Origin of the sequence: Brucella sp. TWI559, assembly GCF_039674265.1 — a bacterium.
In the GTDB taxonomy this organism is placed as follows: domain Bacteria; phylum Pseudomonadota; class Alphaproteobacteria; order Rhizobiales; family Rhizobiaceae; genus Brucella; species Brucella chromiisoli.
In genome coordinates, this window is sequence record NZ_JBDJNE010000006.1 from 155,465 (window position 1) to 180,208 (window position 24,744).

The window sequence follows — 24,744 nt, forward strand, 5'->3', positions numbered from 1 at the left end:
CGCTTCGCGCATTCAGAAGCCCAGCCATTGCCGGAGTGGATTGCTTGGTTCCATCAGAAGCCGCACGGCGAGTGCTAGGCTCACCACGATGAGCAGTGGCTTGATAATGCGCGAGCCGATCTTCATAGCGAGGCTCGCGCCAATCTGTGCGCCAATGAACTGCGCAATGCCCATGCAGATGCCAATTTTCCAGTTGATTGTGCCAACAAGCGCGAAGGTGGCAAAGCCGCCGATATTGGATGCGCAGTTAAGCAGCTTGGTATGAGCGGTGGCTTTCAGCACGCCATAACCCGCAAGGGCTACGAACGCTAACATGAAGAATGAGCCGGTGCCGGGTCCGAACAGTCCGTCGTAGAAGCCGATCAGTGGCACCAGCGTAACGCCAAACAGGAATGGTCCCATACGGCGTGCGCGATCCACGTCGCCAAGGCTTGGTTTCACTGCAAAATAAATGGCAATCGCTATCAGCAGAATTGGCAATGCTGCCCGCATGATATCGACGGGCAGGACGGTTGCTAAAAGCGCGCCCAGAACAGAACCGATTAGCGATGCAATGGCTTCCGGCCATTGTTCCTTGATGTTCACATGCCCTTTGCGCGCGTAGGCGATGGTTGCCGAGGAAGAGCCGAACAGGCCTTGCAGCTTGTTTGTGCCGAGTGCTTCGACAGGTGGGATGCCAGCGAGCAGCAGCGCGGGTATCGTGATCATGCCGCCTCCGCCAGCAATAGAATCGATGATGCCCGCAATGAAAGCGGCCATGGTCAAAAGGAGCGTCAAGGTATCGAAAAATTCAAGCATGGAGAGGATCCGGCAAAAGTTGATGCAACATAGTGCAGACGGTCTCATTGCGCCAGACAGCTATTTTAGGGAACCAATGAAGGCCAGCGTTGTTTTTCGGTTCGCGCAGCATTATCAATGCAAGTCTATTTAATATCAGGAGACGATCATCCATGAGCGAAAGCATTTTCGAACGTATTACTGCGTTTCTCAGCAAAAAAAGTGCTGTGCAGCGTGTTGCCGAAGATCCGGCACTCGCTTCGGAACTGCTTCTTCTGCTTCATGTGGTTTTTGCCGATGGTGATCGTCACCCGGCAGAAATTGCGGCTTTCAGGCAGATTGTCTCCGAGAACTTTGGCATTTCAGCAGAAGAACTGCCGGAAGTGACAGAATATCTCAAAGACTTTGGCTATGAGACGACTACAAAGCAGGCGGCTTCGATGTTGGCTGAAATGGCGCCTGAGCGCCGTTCGTCACTGCTTCGTGACCTGGTGCGGATTGCGCGTGCGGATGATCATGTTGATCAGTCGGAAACAGCAATGATCAAGCGCATTGCTGATATTCTCGGCATTACAGCTGAAGATATCAGAGAAGCGCATAATCCGGCCCCCCGTGCGGTCTAAGGAAAAACGCGCCGCTCTTGGGATGGGCTGTTCGTCAGGCGTGCGCTTGGAAGAACTCGTTTCGTTGGCAGACAGGGTTCTGAGCAAAGCAGGTTTGAATCGACCGACAGTCATTGCAACGCTTGCCACCAAGCAGGGTGATCCGGTCTGGCTGGAGCTTGCTGCGCATTATGGCTGTGAGCTGCGATTTTTTGATGCCGGGCAACTTGAGCAAGAAACACCAAGGTTGAAAAATCCGTCGGACGTGGTGTTTGCGTCGGTGGGGTGCCATGGCGTTGCGGAATCTGCAGCACTTGCTGCCGCAGGGACGAATGCCGCTCTTATTATCGAGAAGACGGTGGAAGGTCGTGCCACCGCCGCGCTGGCGATGGCACATTCCTAATCAGAGCAATTTGCGGCGTTGCGCGATGTAAGTCGCAACGGTTGCAACGATCAGCAAAGCAGCGGTCGTCATAATGACGGCCACATAGGCATTTTCGAATGCCTGCGATGCAAGCGCAATCAAGCTATCTGCATCGGTAGCAGGCATTGATTGTGCGACGATAAGCGCTTCATCAAGGCTATCGCGTGCAACAGACGGAATATCCGCGCCGACCGGCAAAATAAGGCTGGCGGTATAGAAGGCCGACAGAATGCTACCGAAAATTGTCACGCCCAGCGCATTGCCAAGTTCAAACGACACTTCCTCGACAGAGGCCGCCATACCAGCCTTCTCGGCTGGAGCGTTGCTCATGATTGATGACGATGCGCCTGTCATTGCACAGCCAACGCCAAAACCTAAGACTGCAAGCCCTGCCAGATAGAAATGCGCTGAGAGCTTGTAGGTGAGGATATAGATCACTACGCCAAGAGCGGTGATGCCGAGCGACGCCCAGAGCACTTTGCCTGCACCAAGACGTGGCAACATCATGCCAGCCAGCGGCCCTGCGACGAAAGCTGCAAGCGGAATTGGCAGGATCATCAGGCCAGCCTGCAACGGCGTCATGCCTTCGATCAACTGCATACGCTGGCTAAAAACCAGCTCCATGCCGGTCATCGAACCCGATGCAACAAGCGCTGCAAACACACCTGTAGCGAAAAGCCGGTTTTTGAACAGCGAGAAGTCAATCAACGGTTCGCTGCTTGAAAACTGACGGCGCACAAAAATGGTCGTAGCGATGAGACCGATGATCAAAGCGCTCGCAAAGACAGCCATTGATGCATCGCGCTTGGCGAGCTCCTTGATGGAGTAGGTCAGCGCGATCAGGCCGATCATGATCTGGATCGAGCCGATGAGATCCCATTTGCGCTGGGAGCCAAGTGGGCGATTTTCGAGGTTGAAGGCCGAAAGAGCAAGCGCCACCAGAACAACGGGCACGTTGATTAGAAATACGGAACCCCACCAGAAATATTCGAGCAGGATACCGCCTGCGACAGGACCGATGGCAGCGCCACCCGAAGCAATTGCCGCCCAGATACCAATGGCAAGCGAGCGTTCTTTTTCATCGGTGAAGGTCAGCCGGATAATCGACAGTGTGGCAGGCATCATCATCGCCGCACCACAAGCAAGGAATGCACGGGCTGCAATCAGCACTTCCGGGTTTGGAGAATAAGCCGCGCAAAGCGATGCAAGGCCAAACACGGCCAGACCATTCATGAACATGCGCTTATGGCCGAGCTTGTCGCCCAGTGTGCCAAGGCCCGGCAACAGTCCTGCCACCACCAGCGGGTAGATATTCATGATCCAGAGCTTTTCGGAAGCACTTGCCGCGAGATCATGGGTGAGGCGTGGCAATGCTGTGTAAAGCACTGTCATATCCACAACGATGAGGAAAAGTGCGCTGGAAACTATTGCGAGAACGAGCCAGCGATTTTGCGGCAACATTGGATTATACCTTTTCAATACGAACGTATTCAAACTTGTCAGGGTGGCTGACATAATATAAATCCACCTGTATGGAAAGTAAGGAATTGCAAAAAACTGGCCGTCCGCGCTCAATCGACCGTGATCATGTGCTTGATATGGCCGAGAAGCTGGTTGCCGAAGGTGGCATCGTTGCTCTGACCATGGATGCGGTGGCGCAAGCTTCCGGCGTCACAAAAGGCGGCGTGCAATATTGCTTTGGTAACAAAGACGGGTTGATGAAAGCCATGATCGAGCGGTGGGGCGGCCGGTTCGACGATCTGGTGACAGCGCGCAAGCAGCATAAGCAAGACGCGATTTCGCACATCGCAGCCCATATCGCGGTGACACGCGAAAGCGATGCTGAGGACGATTCTCGGTTTGCCGCTATGATCGCGAGCCTTATTCCCAACTCCCAGTATCTTGATGAAACCCGGACATGGTATCGCAAACAGTGGGATGGTCTTGATGTTTCAACGCCAGAAGGCAGGCGCGCGCGACTGGCGTTTATTGCCAATGAGGGTGCATTTCTGCTCAGAAGCTTCAACTTCTTCGAGTTGACGCCGGAAGAGTGGCAGTCGATCTTTAATGATATTCAAGGGCTTTTGCCTGAAAAAGATTGACTTTTCTGCTGCCTGCCAGGCATTCGGAATGCCTGAACAGAGGAAGAAAACGTGACAGTTCATTTCATTGGAGCCGGTCCCGGTGCCGCAGATCTCATCACCGTGCGTGGTCTGCGACTGATAGAAAACTGTCCGGTCTGCATCTATGCAGGCTCGCTGGTGCCCAAAGAGGTTGTTGCATCTGCACCAGAAGACGCGTTGCTGATTGATAGTTCCTCGCTGACGCTGGATGAAATCATTGCAGCAATTGAGGCCGCTCATGCCAAAGGGCATGATGTTGCACGCGTCCATTCAGGCGATCCATCGATTTACGGTGCGATGGCTGAACAGATGCGCAGGCTTGATGCGTTAGGCATTCCTTATGATGTGACGCCGGGCGTCCCGGCTTTTGTTGCGGCTGCGGCTGCCATGAAGCAGGAACTGACGATTCCCGAAGTCAATCAGAGCATTATCCTCACGCGCACTTCGGTAAAATCATCCGCCATGCCGGAAGGTGAAGATCTCGCCACATTGGGTAAATCCGGTGCGACTTTGGTGATTCATCTGTCGATCCGCAATCTTGCGAAGATTGAGGCGGAGCTGGCGCCACTTTATGGGGCAGATTGCCCGGTGGTCGTTGCTTATCGCGTGGGTTGGCCAGATGAGCAGATCTTGCGCGGAACACTGTCGGATATTGTTGAGAAAGTTGCAGTTTCAGGCGTGAAAAGAACGGCAATGGTGTTTGTCGGGCGCGGACTTGATCCCCAAAACTTCCGTGATTCAGCGCTTTATCATGAAGCCCACAGCCATATTGCGCGCTCAAAACCTTAAAACGGAACGTGTAAATTCAATTGCTTCTTCTACGGTAGCGACAACGGTTTTGGCTTCCACGGGGGGGCGAGCGATCATCATGACGGGTATGGCAAGATCACGCGCTGCTTTGATTTTTGCGTAAGAAATGCTGCCGCCGGAATTGCGGCTGACAATCAGGCCGATCTTTCGGTCGCTCAGGAGTTGTTTCTCGGATTCATAGTTTTCTGGCTTTGCCAGAACGATTTCACAATCGCGAGGCAATGTTACTTCCGGCGGGTCGATCATCCGCATGATGAAGTGAACATCGCTTCGCTCTGCAAAGGGCGCAATATGTTGTCGGCCCAGTGCGAGCAGAACACGTTCGCCAGTGGGGATTATCGTTGCGGCCTGCGCTTCATTTGCGACGTCAATCCAGTTATCGCCGTTTTCCCTTTCCCATGCCGGGCGTTCGAGCCGCAATAGCGGAATTTTTGCCATACTGGACGCCACAACAGCATTGTGTGAAATGCGCGTTGCATAGGGATGGGTTGCGTCGATCAGAAGATTGATTTTCTCTGTTGCCAGATAAGTGGCCAGACCGTCTGCGCCGCCAAAGCCGCCTGTGCGCACTTTGCCGTTGATTGCAGCTGGATTGGCTGTTCGGCCTGCAAGGGACGTGATGGCTTCGACGGGCAGGACATTGAGTGCGGAAGCAAGCTTTGCTGCTTCCGCTGTGCCGCCAAGAATGAGTATTTTAGAGGCGGGCAAGGATATTGCCTTTGCGATCCGTCACGATGATTTCGACTTCAACAGGCGCGCCGCGCAGGGTTTCAAGCGCGACTTGCTTCGCTTTTTCGGCGATCGGCGTCGCCATGTCGATGCCAATGCCTTGAGTCATTTCAAGCACTTCCAGTGCAGTGTTGGCAAAAAGAATCCGGTCCTTCATGTCGTTTGGCGCACCGGCCTTTTCGGCAATGGTCCAGAGAAAATTTTTATCGACTTGTGAGCGCGAGGAGTGAAGATCAAGTTCGCCCTGAGCAAGCTTTGTCAGCTTCGCAAAGCCGCCTGCAATGGTGAGCTTGTCGATGGGGTGTTCGCGCAAATACTTGAGCACACCACCCGCAAAGTCGCCCATATCGAGAATGGCAAAATCCGGCAAATCATAGATGGCTTGTGCTGCGTCTTCGGACGTTGAGCCTGTCGCAGCGAGCACATGCTTTTGCTTTTCAGCACGCGCCACATCGATGCCGCGATGGATCGAATGAATCCAAGCCGAGCAGGAAAAGGGATGCACAACACCTGTTGTGCCCAGGATCGAAATGCCGCCAACGATACCAAGGCGCGGGTTCCACGTTTTTTGCGCGATTTCCTCGCCGCCCGGAACAGAGATCGTAATCACCAGATCGGCAGGCAGACCATATTCAGCGCAAATCTGTTCACAAATTTCGGTCATCATACGGCGCGGAACTGGATTGATCGCTGCTTCACCGGGCGGGATTTGCAGACCGGGACGCGTGACTGTGCCGACGCCTTCGCCTGCCTGAAACACAATGCCAGTGCCGGGAGGGGCAGGGAAAACCGTTGAGATGATTGTCGCGCCGTGTGTGACGTCCGGGTCGTCGCCTGCATCCTTGACGATACCTGCCATGGCATAGCCTTCGCCCAGCCCTTCATATTCAAGCTGGAAATAGGGGACCTCGCCTTTTGGCAGTATGATGCCGACAGGATCGGGGAATTCGCCGGTAATCAGCGCAGTCAGTGCGGCCTTTGTTGCGGCTGTGGCGCAGGCGCCCGTCGTCCAGCCGCGACGCAGCTCTGTTTTTTCCGGGCTTTTATTCGAAGGGGCGGTTTCATCGTTCATGGACGCCTTATAATGTATCTGATAGCTGTGCCGCCAGATAGAATTATGGTTGATGACGATGAATAAGCCCGAACATACGCCGGAATGTATTGTTGCGAAGAGCAAAGTGCGCTTGCCTTCGATGCAGCCGGGGCATGTCTGGCTTGTTGGTGCCGGGCCGGGTGATCCGGGTTTGCTGACACTGCACGCAGTCAATGCGCTGCGGGAGGCGGATGTGATCGTCTATGATGCGCTGGTCGATGAAGCCTGCCTTTCCTTGAAGCGGGATGAGGCATGTGTTGAATATGCAGGCAAACGCGGCGGCAAGCCTTCGCCAAAACAGCGCGATATTTCGTTGCGATTGGTTGAGTTGGCTAAACAAGGCAAGAAGGTTCTGCGCTTGAAAGGTGGTGATCCGTTTGTTTTTGGGCGCGGTGCCGAGGAAGCGCTGACACTTGTTGAACACGGCGTGCCATTTCGCATCGTGCCGGGCATTACTGCGGGTATTGGTGGTCTTGCCTATGCGGGAATTGCGGCCACGCATCGCGACATCAACCAGTCGGTGACGTTTCTCACCGGCCATGATGCAACGGGACTGATGCCGGATCGTATCAATTGGGAAGGTGTCGCGCAGTCTTCTCCGGTTATCGTAATGTATATGGCGATGAAGCATATCGACCTTATCACCGGCCGATTGATGGCAGCAGGGCGCTCACCGGATGAGCCGATGGCCTTCGTCTGTAATGCCAGCTTGCCTGAGCAGGTTGTTCTGGAGACAACATTGTCGCGTGCGGTTGCAGATGTGGAAAAGTCAGGTCTCAAGCCTCCGGCAATCGTGGTTGTGGGCGAGGTTGTTAAACTTCGTTCCGGACTTGACTGGCTTGGTGCGTCTCAGGGACGAAAGCTGACCAATGATCCGCTTCATCTTAACGAGGAGGAGAGCGCATGAAAGGTTTTCTGATTGCAGCCCCTGCTTCTGGATCAGGCAAAACCACTTTGACGCTTGGATTGTTGCGTGCGCTCAAGCGGCGCGGTGAGGCGTTGGCACCGGCAAAAGCCGGTCCTGATTACATTGATCCTGCCTACCATAAGGCTGCGAGCGGTGTGGATTGCTTTAATCTTGACCCATGGGCCATGCGGCCAGAGCTGATCAGTGCGCTCTCGTCGCGCATGACCGAGGGCAACAAGCTGCTTGTTGTCGAAGGTATGATGGGGCTTTTCGACGGGGCGCTTGACGGGAAGGGTTCATCGGCCGATCTGGCGCGAACGCTTGATTTGGCGGTGGTGCTGGTGGTCGATTGCGCGCGCCAATCTCATTCGATTGCGGCACTCATTTCGGGTTTCAGTCAGTTTCGCAAAGATGTGCTGATTGCGGGTGTAATCCTTAACCGGGTTGGCAGCGGCAGGCATGAGGCTATGCTGCGCGAAGCCATCAAGCCGCTTGGTATTAGCGCTCTTGGTGCAATCCCGCGCGATGAAGCGCTGGTTCTGCCATCGCGTCATCTTGGTCTTGTTCAGGCGGGTGAGCATGGTGATCTGGAACGTTTCCTTGAGCATGCAGCGGATGTGGTTGATGCGCGTATTGATTTTTCGGCGTTAGAGCATATCTGGTCTGGGCCGATGCAGCATGCCGCAATGGCCAATGTTCTGCGCCTCACGCCGCTTGGAAGCCGCATTGCAGTGGCACGCGACGATGCTTTTGCCTTTGCCTATGCGCATCTTTTTGAAGGTTGGCGCAGGCGCGGTGCAGAGCTTTCTTTCTTTTCACCACTTGGCGATGAAGCGCCCGATGAGAGCGCTGACGCTATCTATCTGCCCGGTGGCTATCCTGAGCTTTATGCCGGAAAACTGAGCCAGGCGAAGCGTTTTCAGCAGTGCATGAGAGATGCTGCGGATCGTCGCGTGCGCATTTATGGCGAATGTGGTGGCTATATGGTGCTGGGTGAGACGCTGGAAGATTCCTCTCGCGTGAGGCATCCGATGCTTGGACTGCTGCCGCTTGAAACAAGCTTTGCCAAACGCAAAATGCACCTCGGTTATCGCAAGCTGGAGCCTCTGGCGGGTTCGCCATGGCAGGTGCCACTTTCGGCGCATGAGTTTCACTATGCAAGCATCGTGCGAGAAGGTGAGGCTGAACGGCTGTTCCGCGTGCGCGATGCGTTGGGGGAAGAGCTGGGAGAGGCGGGGTTGCGCGTAGGGTCAGTTGCGGGGTCCTTCATGCATGTGATTGATTTTTCTGGAGACAATGCCTGAAGATGACTATTGAGCATGGTGGAGCGCTAGATAGGGCTATTGCGCGTTTTGGCGGCGCGGCGAAAGACTGGCTTGATCTTTCAACGGGCATCAATCCCGAACATTTTCCGTTGCCGGAATTGACAGCCCCCTTGTGGAACCGCTTGCCGGATGAGGGGCTTTTAGAGCGGGTTCTTAATGCGGCGCGTGTCTATTACGAAGCAGATCAGAATGCGCCAATCGTTGCCAGCCCCGGAACGCAGGCGCTCATTCAGCTTATTCCAACATTGTGCGCGCCTTCAACGGTCGCTATTTTGGGACCGACCTATCAGGAACATGCAGCAGCTTTTTCAGCGGCTGACTGGAATGTGGTCGAATGTGCGACCCTTGACGACATTCCAGAAGATGCTCGGGTGGTCACAATCGTCAACCCGAATAACCCGGATGGGCGCATTGTTGCGCGGCCTGATTTGCTGGGGCTTGCGCGAAAGCTGGGCGAGCGCGGTGGTTTTCTGGTCGTGGATGAAGCTTTTGCCGATCCACATCCGGAGGTGAGTATTGCGCGACATGCGGCGCATGCGCCGCTGGTCGTGCTCAAATCCTTTGGCAAGTTCTTTGGCCTTGCAGGCGTTCGACTTGGGTTTCTGCTGGCCAATGATGAGTTTGTGAAGCGCGTTGCAGACAGGCTCGGTCCATGGGCCGTGGCGGGTCCGACGCTTGCCATTGCGCTCAACGCTTTTGAGGGTGGTGTTGAGCTTGAAGCATTTCACCAACGCGTTGATAAAAGACGAGCTGAGTTGGCTGCGACGCTCGCTCATTGTCAGCTCACAGAAGTCGGTGGCACGGCGCTTTTTGCGCTCGTTGCCCATGAAAAAGCACATGGAATTTACGATGCGCTTTGTGAGCGGCATATTCTTGTCCGAAAGTTTGCCTATGCACCTGACTGGTTGCGCATCGGACTGGCGCCTGATCAAGCTGGTCTTATGCGATTGGAACAGGCATTGCGGGATATTCTCCGCATAAGAAAATGATTCAGGAAAGCGCATCAAGTCCATGGAAATAAAGCTGATTATTCTTGCTTTAGCGCTTGTTCTGGATCGGGTTGTGGGCGATCCCCCGCAACTCTGGCAGAGAATTCCGCATCCGGTGGTTCTGTTCGGCAAGGCAATCAGTTGGGGCGAAAAACGCCTCAATGATCACAGTCTTTCCGTTAATGCACTGCGCAGCAATGGTATGTGGCTGATCATTGGTCTGGTGATTTCCTGTATCCTTGTGGGGCTGGCGCTGGGCTACCTGCTGCCTTTTCTCGGCACCGCAGGCGCGCTGGTCGAGATCGTCATCGTCGCGGTGTTTCTGGCTCAGAAAAGCCTTGCTGATCACGTGAAAGCGGTGGCCGCTGGCTTGCGTGAAGATGGCATCGAGGGTGGTCGCAAAGCTGTTTCGATGATTGTTGGGCGCAACCCGGAGCAGCTGGATGAAGGGGGCGTCAGTCGCGCGGCGATTGAAAGCCTTTCGGAAAATGCGTCGGATGGCATTGTTGCCCCTGCTTTCTGGTTTCTGGTGGGCGGACTACCGGGGCTGTTTGCCTATAAACTCATCAATACAGCCGATTCGATGATTGGTCATCGCAGTGACAGTTATCGTCATTTCGGGCGCTTCGCTGCCCGTTTGGATGATGTCGCAAACTATATTCCGGCACGTTTGACGGGATTGCTGGCCGCAGTGGCTGCTGCATTTATTGTCGATAAACAAGCCGGAAAAAGAACACTTGCCATTATGTGGCGCGATGCGCGACTGCATCGTTCACCCAATGCAGGATGGCCGGAATCGGCTTTTGCCGGTGCGCTTCAACTGGCACTTGCCGGACCGCGCCAATATGGATCGGAAAAGGTTGAAGCGCCGCTGTTTTACGGTGAGGGTAAGCGCGACGCTGATGCAGCCGATATAGACGCAGCAATTTCGCTGTATTGGTCCATGATGAGCATCATGACCGGGCTTATTATCGCCGCCAGTCTGATAGGGCTTATTGGTCGGATAGTATAAAATGCTGACCATTGTATCGCTGCAGGCGATTGGGATTATCGCTGCGCATACCGTTGCCATCGAATTTGATTGTGCCAAGTGCGGTTTCAAATGAACTGTCGCGCAAGATATCCATGAGCGGTTGCTTTTGTTCTGCGGCTTTGTTGAGCGCGGAAGCTGCAAGTTCAATGGTGGCAAAGCCCGTGACGGAATAAGCTTCTGCCAGCTTGCCTGCCTGAGTGATTGCATCGACGGCCGATTTTGCTGTCGCGAGATCCTGCGGCTTTAAAGGTGCAATCATCAGCGTTTCAGTGCTCAGTGGTTGAGCGCCGGGCGCCGCATTGAGCACGCTGCCGCCTGCGATGACCAGTGGATATTTGAGCGCTGCAGCGCTTTTGCCGATGGCTGCAATGTCATCGCGCTCGCCCCCAACATAGACATGTGTTGCGCCTGCGCGACGCAGCCGCGCAACAAGCGCGTTCTGATTTTCGAGGCCGGGTCGGTAGGTATCCGTGAAAACAGGCTGGAGTTGCTGGTCTTTCAGATGTGCCAGAACCTGTCCGGCACGTTCACGACCTTCAATCGTGCCATCGTCGATCACGGCAAAGGGTTGTGCGCGCCAGAGGCTTCCCAGAAAACTGCCGGTTGCACGCGTTTCCTTATCCAGCCCCGTTGTAAGCCGGAAAACAGCAAACGGGATTGAGGCACGTTTTTCAGTCAGCGTTGGGTCGCTTATACCAGAGGTGATAACGGGAATATCTCGCTCTTGCAAAATGGGAAGGGCTGCCTCCAGCGCCTCAGAACAAAGAAAGCCCGTCGCAATCGTCACCTTTTCCTTGAGAAAAGTTTCTGCTGCTGCTTTGCCACCTTCTGCATCGCACCGGTCATCTGCAACAACAAGCTCGGCGTGTTTTGCAGCTGCTGCCACGCGCGCGCCCTCCACGAGTTGGTTTCCGAGCGGGGCAAAGCTACCGCTCAAAGGGGCTGCAATGCCAATGCGCATGTCAGTTGCATTTTCCTGCGCTGAGACTGGCAAGCAAAACAGTGTAAAAGCCAATAGAGACAGAGTGACGATTTTTTTCCGGCTGAGCATACGCAATTGCAGGCGGAAAACCGCTGTTATTTTTTCCGGCAATGGCTTTAACTTCATCACGCGCTTTATCTTCTTTAAATATTTCATGGATAATTCAACGAAAAGTGGGTAGCGGTTTCCTCGCCTTTGTGCAATGCCCGTATAGGTATACAGGCAAAGAGACAATAATTTCAGGAAGCCTGACAGATAATACGGATGCTTGCTGACGTGCAAACGGATAAAGACACTACCTCAACTATTGTATCGGTCGAACCAAAGACTTATCGCGATGCGATGAGCCATTATGCTGGAGCTGTTCAGCTTGTTACGACTGCTGGCTCGGCTGGCCGTCGTGGGCTTACACTGACCGCTGCCTGCTCGGTTTCGGATAATCCACCCACGGTTCTGGTTTGCTTGCAAAAATCCCATCCAGAAAACCAGATTTTCATGGAAAATGGTGTTTTTGCGGTCAATACGCTGGCTGGAACACACCAGCAGCTTGCTGACGCATTTTCAGGCCGTATCGGTCTTACGCAGGATGAACGCTTTCAGCTTGCCGAGTGGGACGTCATTGCAACAGGCGCGCCGACGCTGAAAGGCGCATTGGCGATTTTCGATTGCCGGGTTTTGAGCGTGCAGGATCATTCGACCCACCATGTGCTGTTCGGCGAAGTGGTGGGATTGCGCTCCAATGGTGATGAAGAAGCGCTGATCTATCTCAATCGCCGTTATCACAGGCTGGAACTTTGAACGGTTCTTTGGGAGGTATAATGCGCAAACGCGTTGGATTATGTGCAGGGCTTCTGCTGGCCTTCAACACGTCTGCCTTCGCGCAAGGGCCGCTTCCGCCGTTTAAAGATAATTATTTTGCCTACCCTTCTGTGCTTAGCAGTGCGGATAATGGCAATTACAAAGTCATTGATTACAATGAAATGCGCGACATCAACGGTCGTGATGCCGTGCCTGAAAAACGCGTGAAAGATGCCTATGTTTCGCTAAAGGCGCGTGCCTATCAAAAGGACGTCACATTTCAAACGGCCATAGGTCCGGTTAAGGCCATGGCTGTGGGCAAGCGCGAAGGCGCATCCTTTATCGTCATCTACCTGCACGGGCGTGGCGGAAATCGTTTGCAGGGCGTGAATGATTTTACCTTTGGCGGCAATTTCAACCGCATTAAAAATCTGGCAGCTCTGAATGGTGGGCTTTATCTGACGCCAGACTTCAAGGACTTTGGGGCAATGGGGGAGGCACAGATTGCTGGGCTTATCGAAGCCGCGAAAGCGACTTCGCCATCTGCGCCACTTGTTTTGGCTTGCGGATCGCAGGGCGGGGCGCTTTGCTGGCGCATAGCGTCTAACGAAAAAGCCGGTAATCAGCTCTCAGGCCTTATCCTGTTGGGATCGCTGTGGGACGATGGCTTTTTCAAGTCGCCAGCTTTCAAAAAGCGGGTGCCGGTGTTTTTCGGCCATGGCAGTCGCGATCCGGTTTTCGCCATCGATAAGCAGGAAGCATTTTACCGGGATATCGGCAAACGCTCACCGGGTTATCCGGTACAGTTCCGTCGCTTTGAGAGCGGCAATCATGGCACGCCCATCCGCATGAGCGACTGGCGCGAGATGCTGAACTGGATATTCACGAAACAATGATGAGGTCGTTGGGGATGCTCAACGAAAAACCGGCATTGTGGCCTTCCTGCCACTCGACAATTGGCTAAAAGCGAATAGTTATCAAAATTAAATTTTTAACCAATCAGCAGACCATAAGAGGTTGATCATGTACGGATGCACCCGCAACGGAGCCCGTTTGTTTTTTATTGCGATGCTGGCTCCATTGGCTGCCGCTTGTACAACAACGACGCAGAACGCAACGGTTCCCGGCAAGTCTGAAGCGCCGGTAACAGCTTCCAGCATTTCCCTGCCGCGTTTTATTCCGACATCGACAGTTGATTCTTCGCTGGCACAGCCTTGCATTACCGCTGCGGCGAACAAGTATTTCCTGCCTGAGCGCGTTATCAGCGCTGTTAACTCACGTCCGGCTGCTGGTGGTGGTACAATCGTTGACCTTAAGGTTGATCTGCGCACGGCGGTTTGCCAGGTCTCTGCGAATGGTTCCGTTCGCTCTGTTGTTGATACGTCGCCAAAGAGCGCTGATCAGGTGGCTGCGGAAGCTGCTGCTGCTAAGGCCGCATCGGTTGCGCCAGCACCGAAAAAATCGAAGAAGAATTGATTCAATAAATCATTGTAAGTTGCGAAAAAGGCGGGGATTTCCCTGCCTTTTTGTTTTTCATTTGTCCGGTTTTTCGCCGTACCAGCGTGGCGTGTAAACCCACTCTCCGCCTTCCGCGCGGGGAAAACGCACCGTGTGCGATGAACCGATAATCAACACTGTGCGCATGTCAACATCATCGGGTGTGAGTTCTCCCAAAGTGACCACACGGGTTGTTTCTGCGGGTCTGCCGATATCACGACCAAGCACGACCGGCGTTTCTGCATCGCGATATTGGCGCAGAATCTCCAGTGCGCGGCCCAGCTGATGCGGGCGAGCTTTGGAAATCGGATTGTAGAACGCCATGGCAAGATCGGCTTGCGCTGCTAGCTCCAGACGCTTCTCAATCACATCCCAAGGCTTGAGATTGTCCGAAAGCGAAATGATGCAGAAATCGTGTCCGAGCGGTGCACCAATGCGGGACGCTGCGGCCATTGCTGCGGAAATACCCGGCTGAATGACCAATTCAACACCATGCCATGCTGAATCGTTTGATTCATGCAATGCCTCGACAACCGCTGCTGCCATGGCAAATACGCCCGGATCGCCGGAAGATACCATAACCACATTGCGACCAGAAACTGCGAGCTCAAATGCATGGCGTGCACGCTGCATTTCTTCGCGATTGTCGGTCATATGGATGAGTTGATCGTCGCGGAAAGGGCCCGCCATGCGGACATAGGTTTCATAACCGAGCACGTCTTCGGCTTGTTCCAGATCACGCTGGACCGCTGGTGTCATCAGATCACGGGAGCCGGGTCCAAGACCAATAACAGTAAGCTTGCCGCGCTTACGCCCGATAAACAGAACATCGGCAGGAGTAGATGCAACGGCCAGCGTCAGGGTTTCAGTCACTGTGTGGTGAACAGGGTTTTCGATAGAGGCCGTCACGAGATCGGCATCGCTTGCAACAAAGCGCAATGGCGCTTTCAGTGTTTTTGCTGCCTGATGAATATGTAACGATGCGCAATCTTTCTCGTGAGCGAGAAGCAAAGCCAGTGAGTCTATAGACAAGTCAGAATTGTCGAAGGCTTGCTTGATGAGGCTCGTCAGGTCTTCGGTCGGCTTTTCGATAGCGATCGCAACCGTTCGTGGATGATAGATCAGCTCATTGGCCTGTGGCGTGCGGATTTCAGGCGTGATGCTGATTATCAGTTGCCCATCGCCAGCAAGCGGCAGCTTTGATGCCGCAAGCCAGCGGGATTTGACATTGATTTGTAGCTTTTGACCTGCCAGCAGGTCGGACATGAACGTCTTGGCATTGTCAGGATTGGCGAGTGTTAGTTCTGCCGGAGGATGAAGCAGGTTGATGCCGAAGCGCAACTCGCCCGTCGTTGTTATGGCGGGGGCGACCTTCAGCGCATCAGCGATAGTGCGTGCCAGATCGTTGACGCCTGACAGCCCGCCAAGCAATGGCACGACCGCGCTGCCATCTTCTGCAACGGCCAGAACCGGAGGCTCTATGCGCTTGTTTTGCAGAAGGGATGCAAGCGCGCGAATGATGATGCCGGAAGCGCACAAAGCGATAACGGGGCGGCCTGCTTCATAAAGTGCGCGGACTGTATCGCCAAAATGCGTGAAATGCTTGTCTGCGCTCGTAACGCGGTTTTCAAGTCCCAGGACTTCCGCATTTTCAAGTGCTGACTGCACGTTGCGTGCTGTGGCGATTGCTGCTTCGCTCAAGATCAAAATTGCAGGCTTCATGCACCGTTCCATTTGCTGCCCGGAACGAGAATGATCGAAAAATATGGGCAATCGCTGCCGCTGACCTCGGTTAAGGGGGCAATCCGCTGGTTCTGCATGGTTGCGCGCTCGATATAAAGCGCACGATCCATCAACCCAAGTTCGGTCAGTACAGCGCGTACCTTGTCGAGATTTTTGCCGAGTTTCATGATGGCTGCGGCCTCTGTAGCTGCGAGGCGGTTTTTCAGCTCTTCCGCACTCATAACGCCCGAAAGGATCGACAAGGTCTGGTTGCGATAGACCAAAGGCGCGCCGAGCACGGCAGCAGCGCCCAAAACAGAGCAAACGCCAGGCACGACTTCCGTTTCGTATTTTTCGGCCAGTCGGTCATGGATATACATGAACGATCCATAGAAGAACGGATCGCCTTCCGCGATCACGGCCACGTCACGGCCTGCATCAAGATGGCTTGCAATCGTCGTTGTGATCTCGACATAGAAATCGCTCACGATCTGCTCATAATCCATGTGCGCCGGCAGTTTTTCGGTCGTCACCGGATAGATGAGCGGAACCAAAGTCTGCTCGGATGACAGATAGGTTTCGACAATCGTCAGTGCATTGCCCTTTTTGCCCTTGGCTGCGTGATAGGCGACGACAGGAGCGGATTTGAGCAGTCGCAGCGCTTTGAGCGTGATGAGTTCAGGATCGCCGGGGCCGACGCCCAGACCATAGAGCTTGCCTTTTGGGGCCATTATTCGTGCTCCGAAGCAAGTGCATTAACGGCGGCTGCGGTCATGGCGCTGCCGCCGCGCCGTCCGCGTACGATCACGAAAGGGACACCACGGCTGTTTTCAGCCAGTTCGTCTTTGGATTCAGCTGCACCGACAAAGCCAACCGGCATGCCGATGATAAGAGCGGGCTTGGGCGCACCACTGTCCAGCATTTCAAACAGGCGGAAGAGGGCGGTTGGCGCGTTGCCGATAGCAACAACGCTGCCCTCAAGGTGCGGGAGCCAGAGATCAAGGGCTGCGGCGGAGCGTGTGTTGCCGATCTTCTTTGCGAGTTCCGGAACGGATGGATCGTTCAGCGTGCAGATCACTTCATTATTGGCTGGCAGACGTGAACGGGTGATCCCTTCTGCAACCATGCGCGCATCGCAGAGGATCGGCGCACCTTTCGCTAGAGCTTCGCGTCCGGCCTGTCCTGCACCTTCTGAGAAGACGATGTCTTCAACGATATCGACCATGCCAGATGCGTGTGCCACGCGCACGGCAAGCTTTTCGAGATCCGCAGTTATGCGGCTCAAATCGGCTTCAGCGCGGATGATGGCGAAGGAGCGGTCATAAATGGCTTGCCCGTCGCGGATATAATCTGTCATGGCGCCCGCTTTTTTTATTTGTTCAGCAGCTTTGCTGCTTCATCAATGGTGATGTTTGACGCCAATAGCCGCCCGAAGCGTGCTGGTCCAGCCTTGTCTTGCAAAAATAGGTCGTAATGAGTTGGGGAGAGCGCAAGAAGTGTGTGAGGCAAGGGTGAAAGCGCGGCACAGGATTTGGCACAGCCGGTGATGTGAATCTGCGCGGTATCGCTTTTTAATTGGCGTGCAAGCGCTTCACCGTCTGCCTGTGTATCTGCGAGCGCAGAAGCGCAGCCTTTGGAGCCGGAACAAGCGCGAAGGCGGGCCGCTGGCGAGGTAGGCTCGGTCGCGAGGCCCAGCGCGTGAAGTTTGCCTAGGATGCTCTGCCCTTCCGCTTCCGCAATATGCGGTATCAGAATGCCTTGCCAAGGCGTGAGGTGCAGCGCGTGTTTTGTAAGCCGAGCCAATCCTCGTAGTTGCTGCGGTGTCAGGCGACCAAGCAGTGGCATCGCACCAATATAAAACTTGCCGCCGATCTGTTGATGCAAACCAAGATGCGCGTGCGCGGTGGGGGCTTTGCGCTGCCAATTTGGCGGTGCATCAAATTCAAATGGAAGTGTTCGAAGAAATTCTTCAACCGGCATTATCTCGAAGAGATGTTTCATCCGTGCGATGCCTTTTTGGCGAGCCGCAAGGAAATGTTGTAACAGCGCTTCGATGAAGGGCAGGGCATTTTGGCTTGAAACTGCCCCATGCGCCTGTTTGTCTGGCGAGGACGCCAGTCCAAACACATAGGCTTTGCCGCAATCAATTGCTGACAGCCAGATGTCGCCGGGATGCGAAACCATAGCGCAATCTTCGCCGCCATCGATCTGGAGCGAGAATTTGGGCGATAGCGCATGATAGGTTTTGTTTTCCTGCAAGACGGAGAGCAGACTTGTAGCAAGGCCGGTCACATCGCAGATCTGGCCGCGATCAATGCCAGTAGTCGGGCTGACCATAACATTGCGAACATCATCGGCTGCCGCATTTTTGGCACCCAGCCCCGCCTCATGAAGTGCGGTAATCACATCGGGCCAGACATCGGGATGAATGCCACGAAGCTGGATATTGGAGCGAATCGACAATTCAATTGCACCCGTTTCAAAGCGTTCGGCGATGTCTGCGATGGCTTGAGCCTGTGCCACACTGAGCCGTCCGAGTTTCAGCTTGATGCGGGCAATCGCGCCGTCCTTGCTCATCACCATGCGCGAAAGCCCCGGACAGGCATTGCGCCGGTCGGGTCTGGTAGCAATAGTCTGGCTGTTTTGCTGGCTCAACATATTGGTCTTATACGCCTTCGTGCTTGCACTTGCTACAGCGTCGCCATACGAACAAGGAAAAGGAGCAAGGCTTATGAGGCGCTGGCTGACAATTATTGGTATTGGTGAAGATGGGCTTGCGGGTCTTGGACAGAATGCCTGCAACGCGCTTATCAATGCTGATGTGATTTTTGGCGGCAAGCGGCATCTGGCGTTTCTCAATGAGGGTATTAACGCCGAGCAGATTGCATGGCCGTCGCCTTTTGAAAATGCATTTCCGATGATCAAGGCACAGCGCGGGCGGCAGGTTGTGGTGTTGGCGAGCGGTGATCCTATGTTTTATGGCATGGGCGCATCGCTGAGCCGTCATTTCTCGAAACAGGATATGCAGATCATTCCTTTTCCTTCGTCTTTGTCGCTTGCCGCAAGCCGTATGGCATGGCCGTTGCAAGAGGTGCGCGTGGTTAGTGTTCACGGGCGCCCGTTTGAACTGTTGGCAGCGCACATCCTGCCCGGCGAGAAAATTCTCGTGCTGAGCAATGATGGCACGACGCCTGCAAAAGCCGCATCGCTGCTCAAAGAAAAAGGTTTTGGCCAAAGCCACTTGACGGTGCTTGAGCATCTCGGCGGACCGAAGGAAAAATCTATCAGCTGTAATGCTGATGATTGGTCACATGAAACCTGCGCCGATCTCAATGTGCTGGCAATTGAATGTATCGCTTCACGCGGTGCCGTCGTTTTTTCACCCGTCAGCGGTTTGCCGGATCAGGCATTTGAGAATGACGGCCAGCTGACAAAACGCGATATCCGCGCCGTGACTCTGTCGCGGTTGCAGCCGCTGCCGCATGAGCTGTTATGGGATGTGGGTGCGGGTTGTGGTTCGATTGGTATTGAATGGATGCGCGTGTATGCATCATGCCGGGCGATTGCTGTTGAGGCTGACGAAACACGACAGGGTATCATTGAGCGCAATGCACGCACGCTTGGCGTACCTGGTTTGCAGCTGGTGAAAGGCAATGCGCCCGAAGCGCTGCGGGGTCTTGAACCGCCAGATGCAATTTTCATCGGTGGAGGCGTGACAGACAAAGGTGTGATTGAAACCTGCTGGGCAGCGTTAAAACCCGGTGGGCGTCTTGTTGCCAATGCAGTCACATTACAAAGTGAAATGCAGCTTTTCAATTGGCGTCAACAGCATGGTGGTGAGTTGACGCGGTTGCAAGTCGCCCAAGCGGGCGCACTTGGTTCTTTTGATGCATGGCGTCAGGCACTGCCCGTCACAATTTATTGCGGTATCAAAGATAAATGATGACTTGAATCGTCATGTTATATTCGGTTACTGCTTGGTCGTTATTTCTGATGAGGAGACAGGCATGTCCGAATTGAGCCTGAACGCCAACGCTCGTATCGCACTCGACAACCCCGATCGTATCGTCAAGCAGTTGCTGGATCATTTTGACGAGCATGGTGATGTGGAGCGTAACGAAAGCAGCGCTAAGCTCGTTTTGACATTTGGACAGGCAAATGTGCGCTGGAATGACGAAGCGGTTGATGTTGATGTGCGCAGTGGTGATGATACCGGCCTTGCCTATATGAAGCTGTCGATTGCTTCGCATATTTTGGAGTTTCTTGATAAGAACGATACTCCGCCGAATATCCGCTGGGTGGGTGATGGCGCTGCCGGAGAGTTGCTGCCTTATTTCCGCGAAATGAAGGTTGTTTCGGTTTCCAATGTAACGCCGCATATGCGCCGTGTGCGTTTGCAGGGTGAAAATCTGAAACGTTTTTCGCAACATGGCCTTCATATCCGTCTACTTTTCCCGCAAAAAGCATTGGCTCAGCCGCAATGGCCACTCATGGGGGAGGACGGCCGTCCGGTCTGGCCGGAAGGTGAAGCGCAGATCGTGGCGCGTGTTTATACAATTCGCCGGATCGATGTGGATGCCGGTTGGGTTGATATCGATATGGTTGTCCATGGCGATGATTGTGATGCGCCGGGGTCCGGTTGGGCAATGAGCGTCAAGCCGGGTGATATTGTCGGCATGACCGGTCCCGGTGGCGGTGATGCAGCTCACGATGCACAGTGGTACTTGCTGGCCGGTGACGAAACAGCGCTGCCAGCAATCGGGCGCATTCTGGAACGCCTTCCAGAAGGCGTTAAGGCCGTTGTCCGTGTTGAGATTGATAGTGCTGCGGAAGAGCAGAGCATTCCGTCAAAGGCTGATGTTGATCTGCAATGGCTGCATCGCAACGGCCAGGAAGCCGGAACGACAACGCTTTTGCAGGACGCTGTTCGTGCGGTTGAATTGCCTGAAGGTGAAGAAAATATCTATGTTTGGGCAGGCTGCGAATTTAACGCTTTTCGCGCAATCCGAACCTACATGCGCAAAGAGCGTCATATTCCGAAAGATAAGCAGTTGATCGTTGCTTACTGGCGGCGCGGCTATGATGGCGATAATGCCCGCCGCGGCCCCGAAGACTAGTGCATTTCCAGCAAAAGTGTGAAGCGGTTTTGCGTGGGATAATGCGTAAAAAAAAACGGCCAGAGCATTTCCGAAGGTTCAATCAAAACAGGAAATGCTCTGGCTGTGTGGACAATTGTATTATGGTTCGCAGTGGGAATAGAAATCAGCCCGGCGGACTGATTTCCACGCGAAGGCAGTTCCCACTTTTCCGCGACATGCTTTAGAAGCGGTAGTTTACACCGGCCTTGATCGAATGGTTCTTAAGATTGTTATATTGCGTAACGCCGTTTACCTTTGACTTCACGTCGTTAAAACGCTGGAAGTCATATTCAGCCTTGACCGAGATAGGGCCGGAGATAGCCTGCTCAACACCTGCGCCGATCAATGCGCCGCCCTGCCAGCCCGGTGCCGAGGTGGTTGCGTCTTTTGCCTTGAACTTCGTGACGCCGTAGCCGGCGGTGCCATAAATAAGCGTCTTGTCAATTGCATAGCCGACCTTGCCTTTGGCGTTGCCGTTCCACGACTGCTGAAGGCTGCCACCGTTGCCGATACGATGTTCGGCTTCCGCAAAATTGCCTTCCAGCTCGCCGCCGAAAACAAGATTGCCGCTCTGCATGTTTTTACCAATCACGGCACCACCGAGCAAACCTGTGCGGTTGGTGAATGGACCCGGAACCCGCGACGAGGAGGCACCGATCTGTGCGCCGATATAGTTGCCTGACCAGTCGTGTGATCCCGATGCTGCGGGCTCGTTATAGGTATAATCGGTGTTGTCCATTATGTCGGCCGCAAATGACGGCCCAGAAAAAGCAACAAGTGCGACACCGAAAGCAGCGGCGGTATAGAAACGCTTCAACATTTTTTACTCCAGTTTTCCCGTCAAAACGCTGCCGGGAAATATGCTTGAACTCTTTTCGGGGCGGGGCGGAAACCCGGATCCCGGACTGCCTCTCTCGTCGCCTGTGATTGTGTCTAAATTTAAGAAAATTCGAACGGGTCGGTCGATGTAAGCATGCGTTTTCGTTCACATGCTTAATGAAAGGTAACCATACCCAAAGCATTTCTTTTTGTTTTCAAGCCTAACCTGTTCCGAAAGCTGGTTCCCATTTTTCGGGTTCGCTTTAGATCAGCTTCAGACCACGCATGCTGATATGACCGTGCTTGCCGATGATTATGTGGTCGTGCAGCGCAATGCCGATTGGTTTTGCGGCGTCAATCAGAATCCTGGTCATTTCGATGTCGGCACGCGATGGCGTGGGATCGCCGGACGGATGATTGTGAACAACGATAATTGCTGACGCAGACAACTCAAGTGCGCGCCTTACGACCTCGCGCGGATAGACGGGTGTGTGATCGATGGTGCCCTGCTGTTGAACTTCATCGGCAATGAGGCGGTTCTTTTTGTCGAGAAATAATACCCGGAATTGCTCACGCGTTTCATAGGCCATGGCCGTTGTGCAATATTGAATAACCTGGCTCCACGAGCCAAGCACTTCACGCTCCATCACGGTGCTACGGGCTGAGCGTTTGGCCATAGCTTCAACGATTTTAAGCTCAAGGGCGATTGAAGGGCCGATTCCCGGCGTTTCTGCGAGAAGCTTTTCCGGTGCGCCCAGAACCTCTGCAAGAGAGCCAAAACGGATGAGCAAAGACTTCGCGAGTGGCTTTGTGTCTGCGCGCGGGATAACACGGAAAAGCAGCAATTCAAGCAGTTCGTAATCGGCTAGTGCATCGGGCGCTGCTTTAAAGCGTTGCCGCAGCCGCTCGCGATGCCCCATATGATGCGGCTTTTCAACTTGAGCCGTTAAATGAATACCTTCATTAAAGCCGGGAAGGTCAAAACTTCCCGGTTTCTTATTTTTGGGTGCCATTCTGTTTGAACCCCCGCAGAAACAGAATTCATTCTCTTTTTACCGCATGGATGGCGGCCCGAATATATTCTTCGGCGACAGTGTGAAAATTTCACAACCATCGTTGGTGACGCCGACAGTATGTTCATATTGTGCGGTCAGCGAACGGTCGCGTGTAACCGCAGTCCAGCCATCTGCCAGAACTTTGACACCCTGCTTGCCGAGATTGATCATCGGCTCAATCGTAAAGATCATGCCTTCCTTGATCTCGACGCCTTCATTAGGGGTGCCATAATGCAGAATATTGGGCGCATCATGAAAAAGCTGACCGACGCCGTGGCCGCAGAAATCCCGAACGACTGAGCAGCGTTCACCTTCTGCATATGTTTGGATTGCGGCACCAATCGCGCCGGTCTTCGCACCGGGCTTGACCGCAGCAATACCGCGCAAGAGGCTTTCATAGGTTACTTCCAGAAGGCGTTCAGCGGCGCGCTTGATTTCACCCACCGCATACATGCGGCTTGAGTCGCCGTGCCAGCCATCAAGCAGATAGGTAACGTCGATATTGACAATTTCACCTTCCCGCAGTGGCTTGTCATCAGGGATGCCGTGGCAAACCACATGATTGATGGATGTGCAGGTCGATTTTGTATAACCGCGATAATTCAGTGTCGCCGGAAAAGCGCCATGGTCCATGCCGAACTCAAACACAAAACGATCTATCTGATTGGTTGTCACACCTGGCTTGACGATGTCGTTGAGCGCGTCGAGGCAACGGGCGGTCAGGTTGCAGACCTTGCGCATACCTTCAAAGGCTTCGGGGCCGTAAAGCCTGATTTGCCCCGTGTATTTCATCGGTGCGCTCGTCGCCTCAATATAAGTCACCATCTCAACTCGTCTTTCTCATATACTATTGGCACCAAAGTCTCAGCATGGATGCCTTTATCTGATATTTGGCATCGAATCGCCCATGCCTCAACCCCTGCCGCGCGTGCGCGTTCAAATGCGCGTGCATAAGCCGGATCAAGATCGCCGGAGATGCTGAATCTGTTGCAATCGCTCCGCTGGATAATAAACACCATCACGCCTCGATGACCAGCGGATACAACATCAATGAGTTCATCAAGATGTTTTGCACCGCGCGCGGTGACGGTATCGGGAAATTCGGCCAGGGAAGGGGTGCGAATGAAGTGCACATTTTTTACTTCCACATAGGCGCGGGGGCGGTCCCCTGCATCAAGAAGAATATCGATGCGTGAGTTGCGGCCATATTTCTGTTCGCGCTTGAGAAGCCCGTAATTTTTCAAATCGGGAATCATACCTGCCAGGATGGCTTCCTCGGCAATTTTATTTGGCAGGCCAGTATTGACGCCAACAAGGGTATTGTCGGCTGCAACGATCTGGAGTGTATGCGGATATTTGCGATGCGGAGCGTCTGAGACACTGAGCCAAACGCGGGAGCCGGGCGCGGTCAGGCCAAGCATCGAACCGGTATTGGGAACAGAAGCGGTGATGAAACGCCCATCATCAAGCGTAACATCGGCCAGAAATCTTTTATAGCGTCGCTCAAGGCGACCCGTCACAAGGGGCGTTGGAAAAAGCATGCACCGATTTAGGTTTATGGGGGCGCCGTTGCAAGTTATTCCCGCATCCAATTGAAGATCAGCTCCTCGCGGAACGCAAAGCGCACAATATGGCTCGAAACGACGTTTTCCATCTGTTCGAGAATTGCTTCCGGAGCCTCTATGGTCGCAGTGAGATTCTGTTCGCTGGCATTGAGCATGACAACGCGATTCTCATCCAGATCGATTCGACCGCTTTCCGGCGTAAATTCGACTGTGAACTTATGCGCCCAATGTTTGCATAGTTGCTGCAAATAGCGGCTTGCATGCGTGGTGGACACGATTGCTGTTGTTTTGGCCATGATGTTTGTCCGGTTTTCTGTTTGAACGGACCACGCGTAACATCGTGCCAGAGGCTGTGC

At 53.9% G+C, this 24,744-nt stretch carries 27 protein-coding genes; 13 read left to right on the forward strand and 14 right to left on the reverse strand.

The genetic code is table 11. The annotated features are described in order from the left end of the window. Nucleotides 1-12: 12 nt before the first annotated feature. Entirely contained in the window at nt 13-798 is a 786-nt protein-coding gene (locus tag ABE530_RS10115; RefSeq protein WP_499694421.1) for a TSUP family transporter, read from the reverse strand. A 152-nt stretch (nt 799-950) separates the two neighbouring features. On the opposite strand from ABE530_RS10115, the gene ABE530_RS10120 reads away from it, so the two are divergent. Both ABE530_RS10120 and ABE530_RS10125 read left to right on the forward strand, forming a co-directional pair. Then, complete coding sequence (locus ABE530_RS10120) at nt 951-1,400, forward strand: tellurite resistance TerB family protein (protein ID WP_265985320.1); 450 nt, start codon at nt 951-953, stop codon at nt 1,398-1,400. A gap of 22 nt (nt 1,401-1,422) precedes the next feature. Beyond that, nucleotides 1,423-1,782: a cobalamin biosynthesis protein gene (locus ABE530_RS10125; protein ID WP_499694463.1), complete on the forward strand. Its 360-nt coding sequence runs from the start codon at nt 1,423-1,425 to the stop codon at nt 1,780-1,782. Here the strand turns inward: ABE530_RS10125 and ABE530_RS10130 are convergent, their stop codons facing one another. Beyond that, on the reverse strand, nt 1,783-3,264 hold the full coding sequence (locus ABE530_RS10130) for an MFS transporter (RefSeq protein WP_499694422.1): 1,482 nt from the start codon (nt 3,262-3,264) through the stop codon (nt 1,783-1,785). Nucleotides 3,265-3,350: 86 nt separating this feature from the next. On the opposite strand from ABE530_RS10130, the gene ABE530_RS10135 reads away from it, so the two are divergent. Then, complete coding sequence (locus tag ABE530_RS10135; protein ID WP_499694423.1) at nt 3,351-3,905, forward strand: TetR/AcrR family transcriptional regulator; 555 nt, start codon at nt 3,351-3,353, stop codon at nt 3,903-3,905. Between the two features lie 51 nt (nt 3,906-3,956). Next, nucleotides 3,957-4,715, forward strand: a complete 759-nt coding sequence (gene cobM / locus ABE530_RS10140) for a precorrin-4 C(11)-methyltransferase (protein ID WP_499694424.1) — start codon at nt 3,957-3,959, stop codon at nt 4,713-4,715. Here cobM and ABE530_RS10145 read toward each other — a convergent pair. Both ABE530_RS10145 and ABE530_RS10150 read right to left on the reverse strand, forming a co-directional pair. Beyond that, nucleotides 4,704-5,444: a cobalt-precorrin-6A reductase gene (locus ABE530_RS10145; RefSeq protein ID WP_499694425.1), complete on the reverse strand. Its 741-nt coding sequence runs from the start codon at nt 5,442-5,444 to the stop codon at nt 4,704-4,706. The genes cobM and ABE530_RS10145 overlap by 12 nt on opposite strands. After that, the gene (locus ABE530_RS10150; protein ID WP_499694426.1) at nt 5,431-6,537 is read right to left on the reverse strand and encodes a cobalt-precorrin-5B (C(1))-methyltransferase; all 1,107 of its coding nucleotides are present in this window, start codon (nt 6,535-6,537) and stop codon (nt 5,431-5,433) included. The genes ABE530_RS10145 and ABE530_RS10150 overlap by 14 nt, the downstream gene beginning before the upstream one ends. A gap of 58 nt (nt 6,538-6,595) precedes the next feature. Between ABE530_RS10150 and cobA the strand changes: the two genes are divergently transcribed. The 4 genes from cobA to cbiB are packed head-to-tail and all read left to right on the forward strand — an operon-like array spanning nt 6,596 to nt 10,791. Further along, nucleotides 6,596-7,465, forward strand: a complete 870-nt coding sequence (cobA, locus tag ABE530_RS10155) for a uroporphyrinogen-III C-methyltransferase (protein ID WP_499694427.1) — start codon at nt 6,596-6,598, stop codon at nt 7,463-7,465. Further along, a complete protein-coding gene (locus tag ABE530_RS10160) occupies nt 7,462-8,769 on the forward strand; it encodes a cobyrinic acid a,c-diamide synthase CobB (protein ID WP_499694428.1) in 1,308 nt (435 codons plus the stop codon). The genes cobA and ABE530_RS10160 overlap by 4 nt, the downstream gene beginning before the upstream one ends. Continuing rightward, nucleotides 8,766-9,779, forward strand: a complete 1,014-nt coding sequence (gene cobD / locus ABE530_RS10165) for a threonine-phosphate decarboxylase CobD (protein WP_499694464.1) — start codon at nt 8,766-8,768, stop codon at nt 9,777-9,779. Before ABE530_RS10160 ends, cobD begins: the two co-directional genes overlap by 4 nt. A gap of 22 nt (nt 9,780-9,801) precedes the next feature. Further along, nucleotides 9,802-10,791 (forward strand): adenosylcobinamide-phosphate synthase CbiB, encoded by a 990-nt coding sequence (gene cbiB, locus ABE530_RS10170; protein ID WP_499694429.1) that lies wholly within the window; start codon nt 9,802-9,804, stop codon nt 10,789-10,791. Here the strand turns inward: cbiB and ABE530_RS10175 are convergent. Then, nucleotides 10,772-11,863: a branched-chain amino acid ABC transporter substrate-binding protein gene (locus tag ABE530_RS10175; RefSeq protein ID WP_499694465.1), complete on the reverse strand. Its 1,092-nt coding sequence runs from the start codon at nt 11,861-11,863 to the stop codon at nt 10,772-10,774. The genes cbiB and ABE530_RS10175 overlap by 20 nt on opposite strands. 195 nt (nt 11,864-12,058) lie before the next feature. On the opposite strand from ABE530_RS10175, the gene ABE530_RS10180 reads away from it, so the two are divergent. From ABE530_RS10180 to ABE530_RS10190, 3 genes are all read left to right on the forward strand, one after another. Continuing rightward, on the forward strand, nt 12,059-12,592 hold the full coding sequence (locus ABE530_RS10180) for a flavin reductase (protein ID WP_499694430.1): 534 nt from the start codon (nt 12,059-12,061) through the stop codon (nt 12,590-12,592). Between the two features lie 20 nt (nt 12,593-12,612). Further along, nucleotides 12,613-13,488 (forward strand): alpha/beta hydrolase, encoded by an 876-nt coding sequence (locus ABE530_RS10185; RefSeq protein ID WP_499694431.1) that lies wholly within the window; start codon nt 12,613-12,615, stop codon nt 13,486-13,488. A 127-nt stretch (nt 13,489-13,615) separates the two neighbouring features. Next, the gene (locus tag ABE530_RS10190) at nt 13,616-14,068 is read left to right on the forward strand and encodes a hypothetical protein (RefSeq protein ID WP_499694432.1); all 453 of its coding nucleotides are present in this window, start codon (nt 13,616-13,618) and stop codon (nt 14,066-14,068) included. A 57-nt stretch (nt 14,069-14,125) separates the two neighbouring features. Here the strand turns inward: ABE530_RS10190 and cobJ are convergent, their stop codons facing one another. From cobJ to cobG, 4 genes are read right to left on the reverse strand one after another with little or no spacing between them, the layout of a single operon-like run. Continuing rightward, entirely contained in the window at nt 14,126-15,811 is a 1,686-nt protein-coding gene (gene cobJ / locus ABE530_RS10195) for a precorrin-3B C(17)-methyltransferase (protein ID WP_499694433.1), read from the reverse strand. Beyond that, nucleotides 15,808-16,542: a precorrin-2 C(20)-methyltransferase gene (locus ABE530_RS10200; protein ID WP_265985292.1), complete on the reverse strand. Its 735-nt coding sequence runs from the start codon at nt 16,540-16,542 to the stop codon at nt 15,808-15,810. The genes cobJ and ABE530_RS10200 overlap by 4 nt, the downstream gene beginning before the upstream one ends. Further along, complete coding sequence (locus ABE530_RS10205) at nt 16,542-17,168, reverse strand: precorrin-8X methylmutase (protein ID WP_499694434.1); 627 nt, start codon at nt 17,166-17,168, stop codon at nt 16,542-16,544. Before ABE530_RS10205 ends, ABE530_RS10200 begins: the two co-directional genes overlap by 1 nt. Before the next feature lie 14 nt (nt 17,169-17,182). Then, the gene (cobG, locus tag ABE530_RS10210) at nt 17,183-18,469 is read right to left on the reverse strand and encodes a precorrin-3B synthase (RefSeq protein WP_499694435.1); all 1,287 of its coding nucleotides are present in this window, start codon (nt 18,467-18,469) and stop codon (nt 17,183-17,185) included. Between the two features lie 73 nt (nt 18,470-18,542). Between cobG and cbiE the strand changes: the two genes are divergently transcribed. Continuing rightward, nucleotides 18,543-19,754, forward strand: coding sequence for a precorrin-6y C5,15-methyltransferase (decarboxylating) subunit CbiE (gene cbiE / locus ABE530_RS10215; protein ID WP_499694436.1), 1,212 nt, complete (start codon nt 18,543-18,545; stop codon nt 19,752-19,754). Nucleotides 19,755-19,818: 64 nt separating this feature from the next. Continuing rightward, nucleotides 19,819-20,928 carry a DUF2218 domain-containing protein gene (locus ABE530_RS10220; RefSeq protein WP_499694437.1) on the forward strand — a complete coding sequence of 370 codons (1,110 nt, stop codon included), beginning with the start codon at nt 19,819-19,821 and terminating at the stop codon, nt 20,926-20,928. 202 nt (nt 20,929-21,130) lie between these two features. Here the strand turns inward: ABE530_RS10220 and ABE530_RS10225 are convergent, their stop codons facing one another. The 5 genes from ABE530_RS10225 to ABE530_RS10245 all read right to left on the reverse strand — a co-directional run bounded on the left by ABE530_RS10225 (nt 21,131) and on the right by ABE530_RS10245 (nt 24,684). Continuing rightward, entirely contained in the window at nt 21,131-21,769 is a 639-nt protein-coding gene (locus tag ABE530_RS10225; protein ID WP_499694438.1) for an outer membrane protein, read from the reverse strand. 262 nt (nt 21,770-22,031) lie between these two features. After that, nucleotides 22,032-22,781: a RadC family protein gene (gene radC / locus ABE530_RS10230; protein ID WP_265985279.1), complete on the reverse strand. Its 750-nt coding sequence runs from the start codon at nt 22,779-22,781 to the stop codon at nt 22,032-22,034. Nucleotides 22,782-22,820: 39 nt separating this feature from the next. Next, complete coding sequence (gene map / locus ABE530_RS10235; RefSeq protein WP_265985277.1) at nt 22,821-23,648, reverse strand: type I methionyl aminopeptidase; 828 nt, start codon at nt 23,646-23,648, stop codon at nt 22,821-22,823. Further along, a complete protein-coding gene (sfsA, locus tag ABE530_RS10240) occupies nt 23,642-24,364 on the reverse strand; it encodes a DNA/RNA nuclease SfsA (RefSeq protein WP_499694439.1) in 723 nt (240 codons plus the stop codon). Before sfsA ends, map begins: the two co-directional genes overlap by 7 nt. A gap of 35 nt (nt 24,365-24,399) precedes the next feature. After that, the gene (locus tag ABE530_RS10245) at nt 24,400-24,684 is read right to left on the reverse strand and encodes a DUF2218 domain-containing protein (RefSeq protein ID WP_499694440.1); all 285 of its coding nucleotides are present in this window, start codon (nt 24,682-24,684) and stop codon (nt 24,400-24,402) included. Between the last annotated feature and the right edge of the window lie 60 nt (nt 24,685-24,744).

Excerpts from the sequence above, each read along its gene's own strand:
- ABE530_RS10115 (WP_499694421.1), bottom strand. The coding sequence starts at position 798 with ATGCTTGAATTTTTCGATACCTTGACGCTCCTTTTGACCATGGCCGCT.
- ABE530_RS10120 (WP_265985320.1), top strand. The coding sequence starts at position 951 with ATGAGCGAAAGCATTTTCGAACGTATTACTGCGTTTCTCAGCAAAAAA.
- ABE530_RS10125 (WP_499694463.1), top strand. The coding sequence starts at position 1,423 with ATGGGCTGTTCGTCAGGCGTGCGCTTGGAAGAACTCGTTTCGTTGGCA.
- ABE530_RS10130 (WP_499694422.1), bottom strand. The coding sequence starts at position 3,264 with ATGTTGCCGCAAAATCGCTGGCTCGTTCTCGCAATAGTTTCCAGCGCA.
- ABE530_RS10150 (WP_499694426.1), bottom strand. The coding sequence starts at position 6,537 with ATGAACGATGAAACCGCCCCTTCGAATAAAAGCCCGGAAAAAACAGAG.
- cobA (WP_499694427.1), top strand. The coding sequence starts at position 6,596 with ATGAATAAGCCCGAACATACGCCGGAATGTATTGTTGCGAAGAGCAAA.
- ABE530_RS10160 (WP_499694428.1), top strand. The coding sequence starts at position 7,462 with ATGAAAGGTTTTCTGATTGCAGCCCCTGCTTCTGGATCAGGCAAAACC.
- cbiB (WP_499694429.1), top strand. The coding sequence starts at position 9,802 with ATGGAAATAAAGCTGATTATTCTTGCTTTAGCGCTTGTTCTGGATCGG.
- ABE530_RS10175 (WP_499694465.1), bottom strand. The coding sequence starts at position 11,863 with ATGCTCAGCCGGAAAAAAATCGTCACTCTGTCTCTATTGGCTTTTACA.
- ABE530_RS10180 (WP_499694430.1), top strand. The coding sequence starts at position 12,059 with ATGCTTGCTGACGTGCAAACGGATAAAGACACTACCTCAACTATTGTA.
- ABE530_RS10185 (WP_499694431.1), top strand. The coding sequence starts at position 12,613 with ATGCGCAAACGCGTTGGATTATGTGCAGGGCTTCTGCTGGCCTTCAAC.
- ABE530_RS10190 (WP_499694432.1), top strand. The coding sequence starts at position 13,616 with ATGTACGGATGCACCCGCAACGGAGCCCGTTTGTTTTTTATTGCGATG.
- cobJ (WP_499694433.1), bottom strand. The coding sequence starts at position 15,811 with ATGAAGCCTGCAATTTTGATCTTGAGCGAAGCAGCAATCGCCACAGCA.
- ABE530_RS10200 (WP_265985292.1), bottom strand. The coding sequence starts at position 16,542 with ATGGCCCCAAAAGGCAAGCTCTATGGTCTGGGCGTCGGCCCCGGCGAT.
- ABE530_RS10205 (WP_499694434.1), bottom strand. The coding sequence starts at position 17,168 with ATGACAGATTATATCCGCGACGGGCAAGCCATTTATGACCGCTCCTTC.
- cobG (WP_499694435.1), bottom strand. The coding sequence starts at position 18,469 with ATGTTGAGCCAGCAAAACAGCCAGACTATTGCTACCAGACCCGACCGG.
- cbiE (WP_499694436.1), top strand. The coding sequence starts at position 18,543 with ATGAGGCGCTGGCTGACAATTATTGGTATTGGTGAAGATGGGCTTGCG.
- ABE530_RS10220 (WP_499694437.1), top strand. The coding sequence starts at position 19,819 with ATGTCCGAATTGAGCCTGAACGCCAACGCTCGTATCGCACTCGACAAC.
- ABE530_RS10225 (WP_499694438.1), bottom strand. The coding sequence starts at position 21,769 with ATGTTGAAGCGTTTCTATACCGCCGCTGCTTTCGGTGTCGCACTTGTT.
- radC (WP_265985279.1), bottom strand. The coding sequence starts at position 22,781 with ATGGCACCCAAAAATAAGAAACCGGGAAGTTTTGACCTTCCCGGCTTT.
- map (WP_265985277.1), bottom strand. The coding sequence starts at position 23,648 with ATGGTGACTTATATTGAGGCGACGAGCGCACCGATGAAATACACGGGG.
- sfsA (WP_499694439.1), bottom strand. The coding sequence starts at position 24,364 with ATGCTTTTTCCAACGCCCCTTGTGACGGGTCGCCTTGAGCGACGCTAT.
- ABE530_RS10245 (WP_499694440.1), bottom strand. The coding sequence starts at position 24,684 with ATGGCCAAAACAACAGCAATCGTGTCCACCACGCATGCAAGCCGCTAT.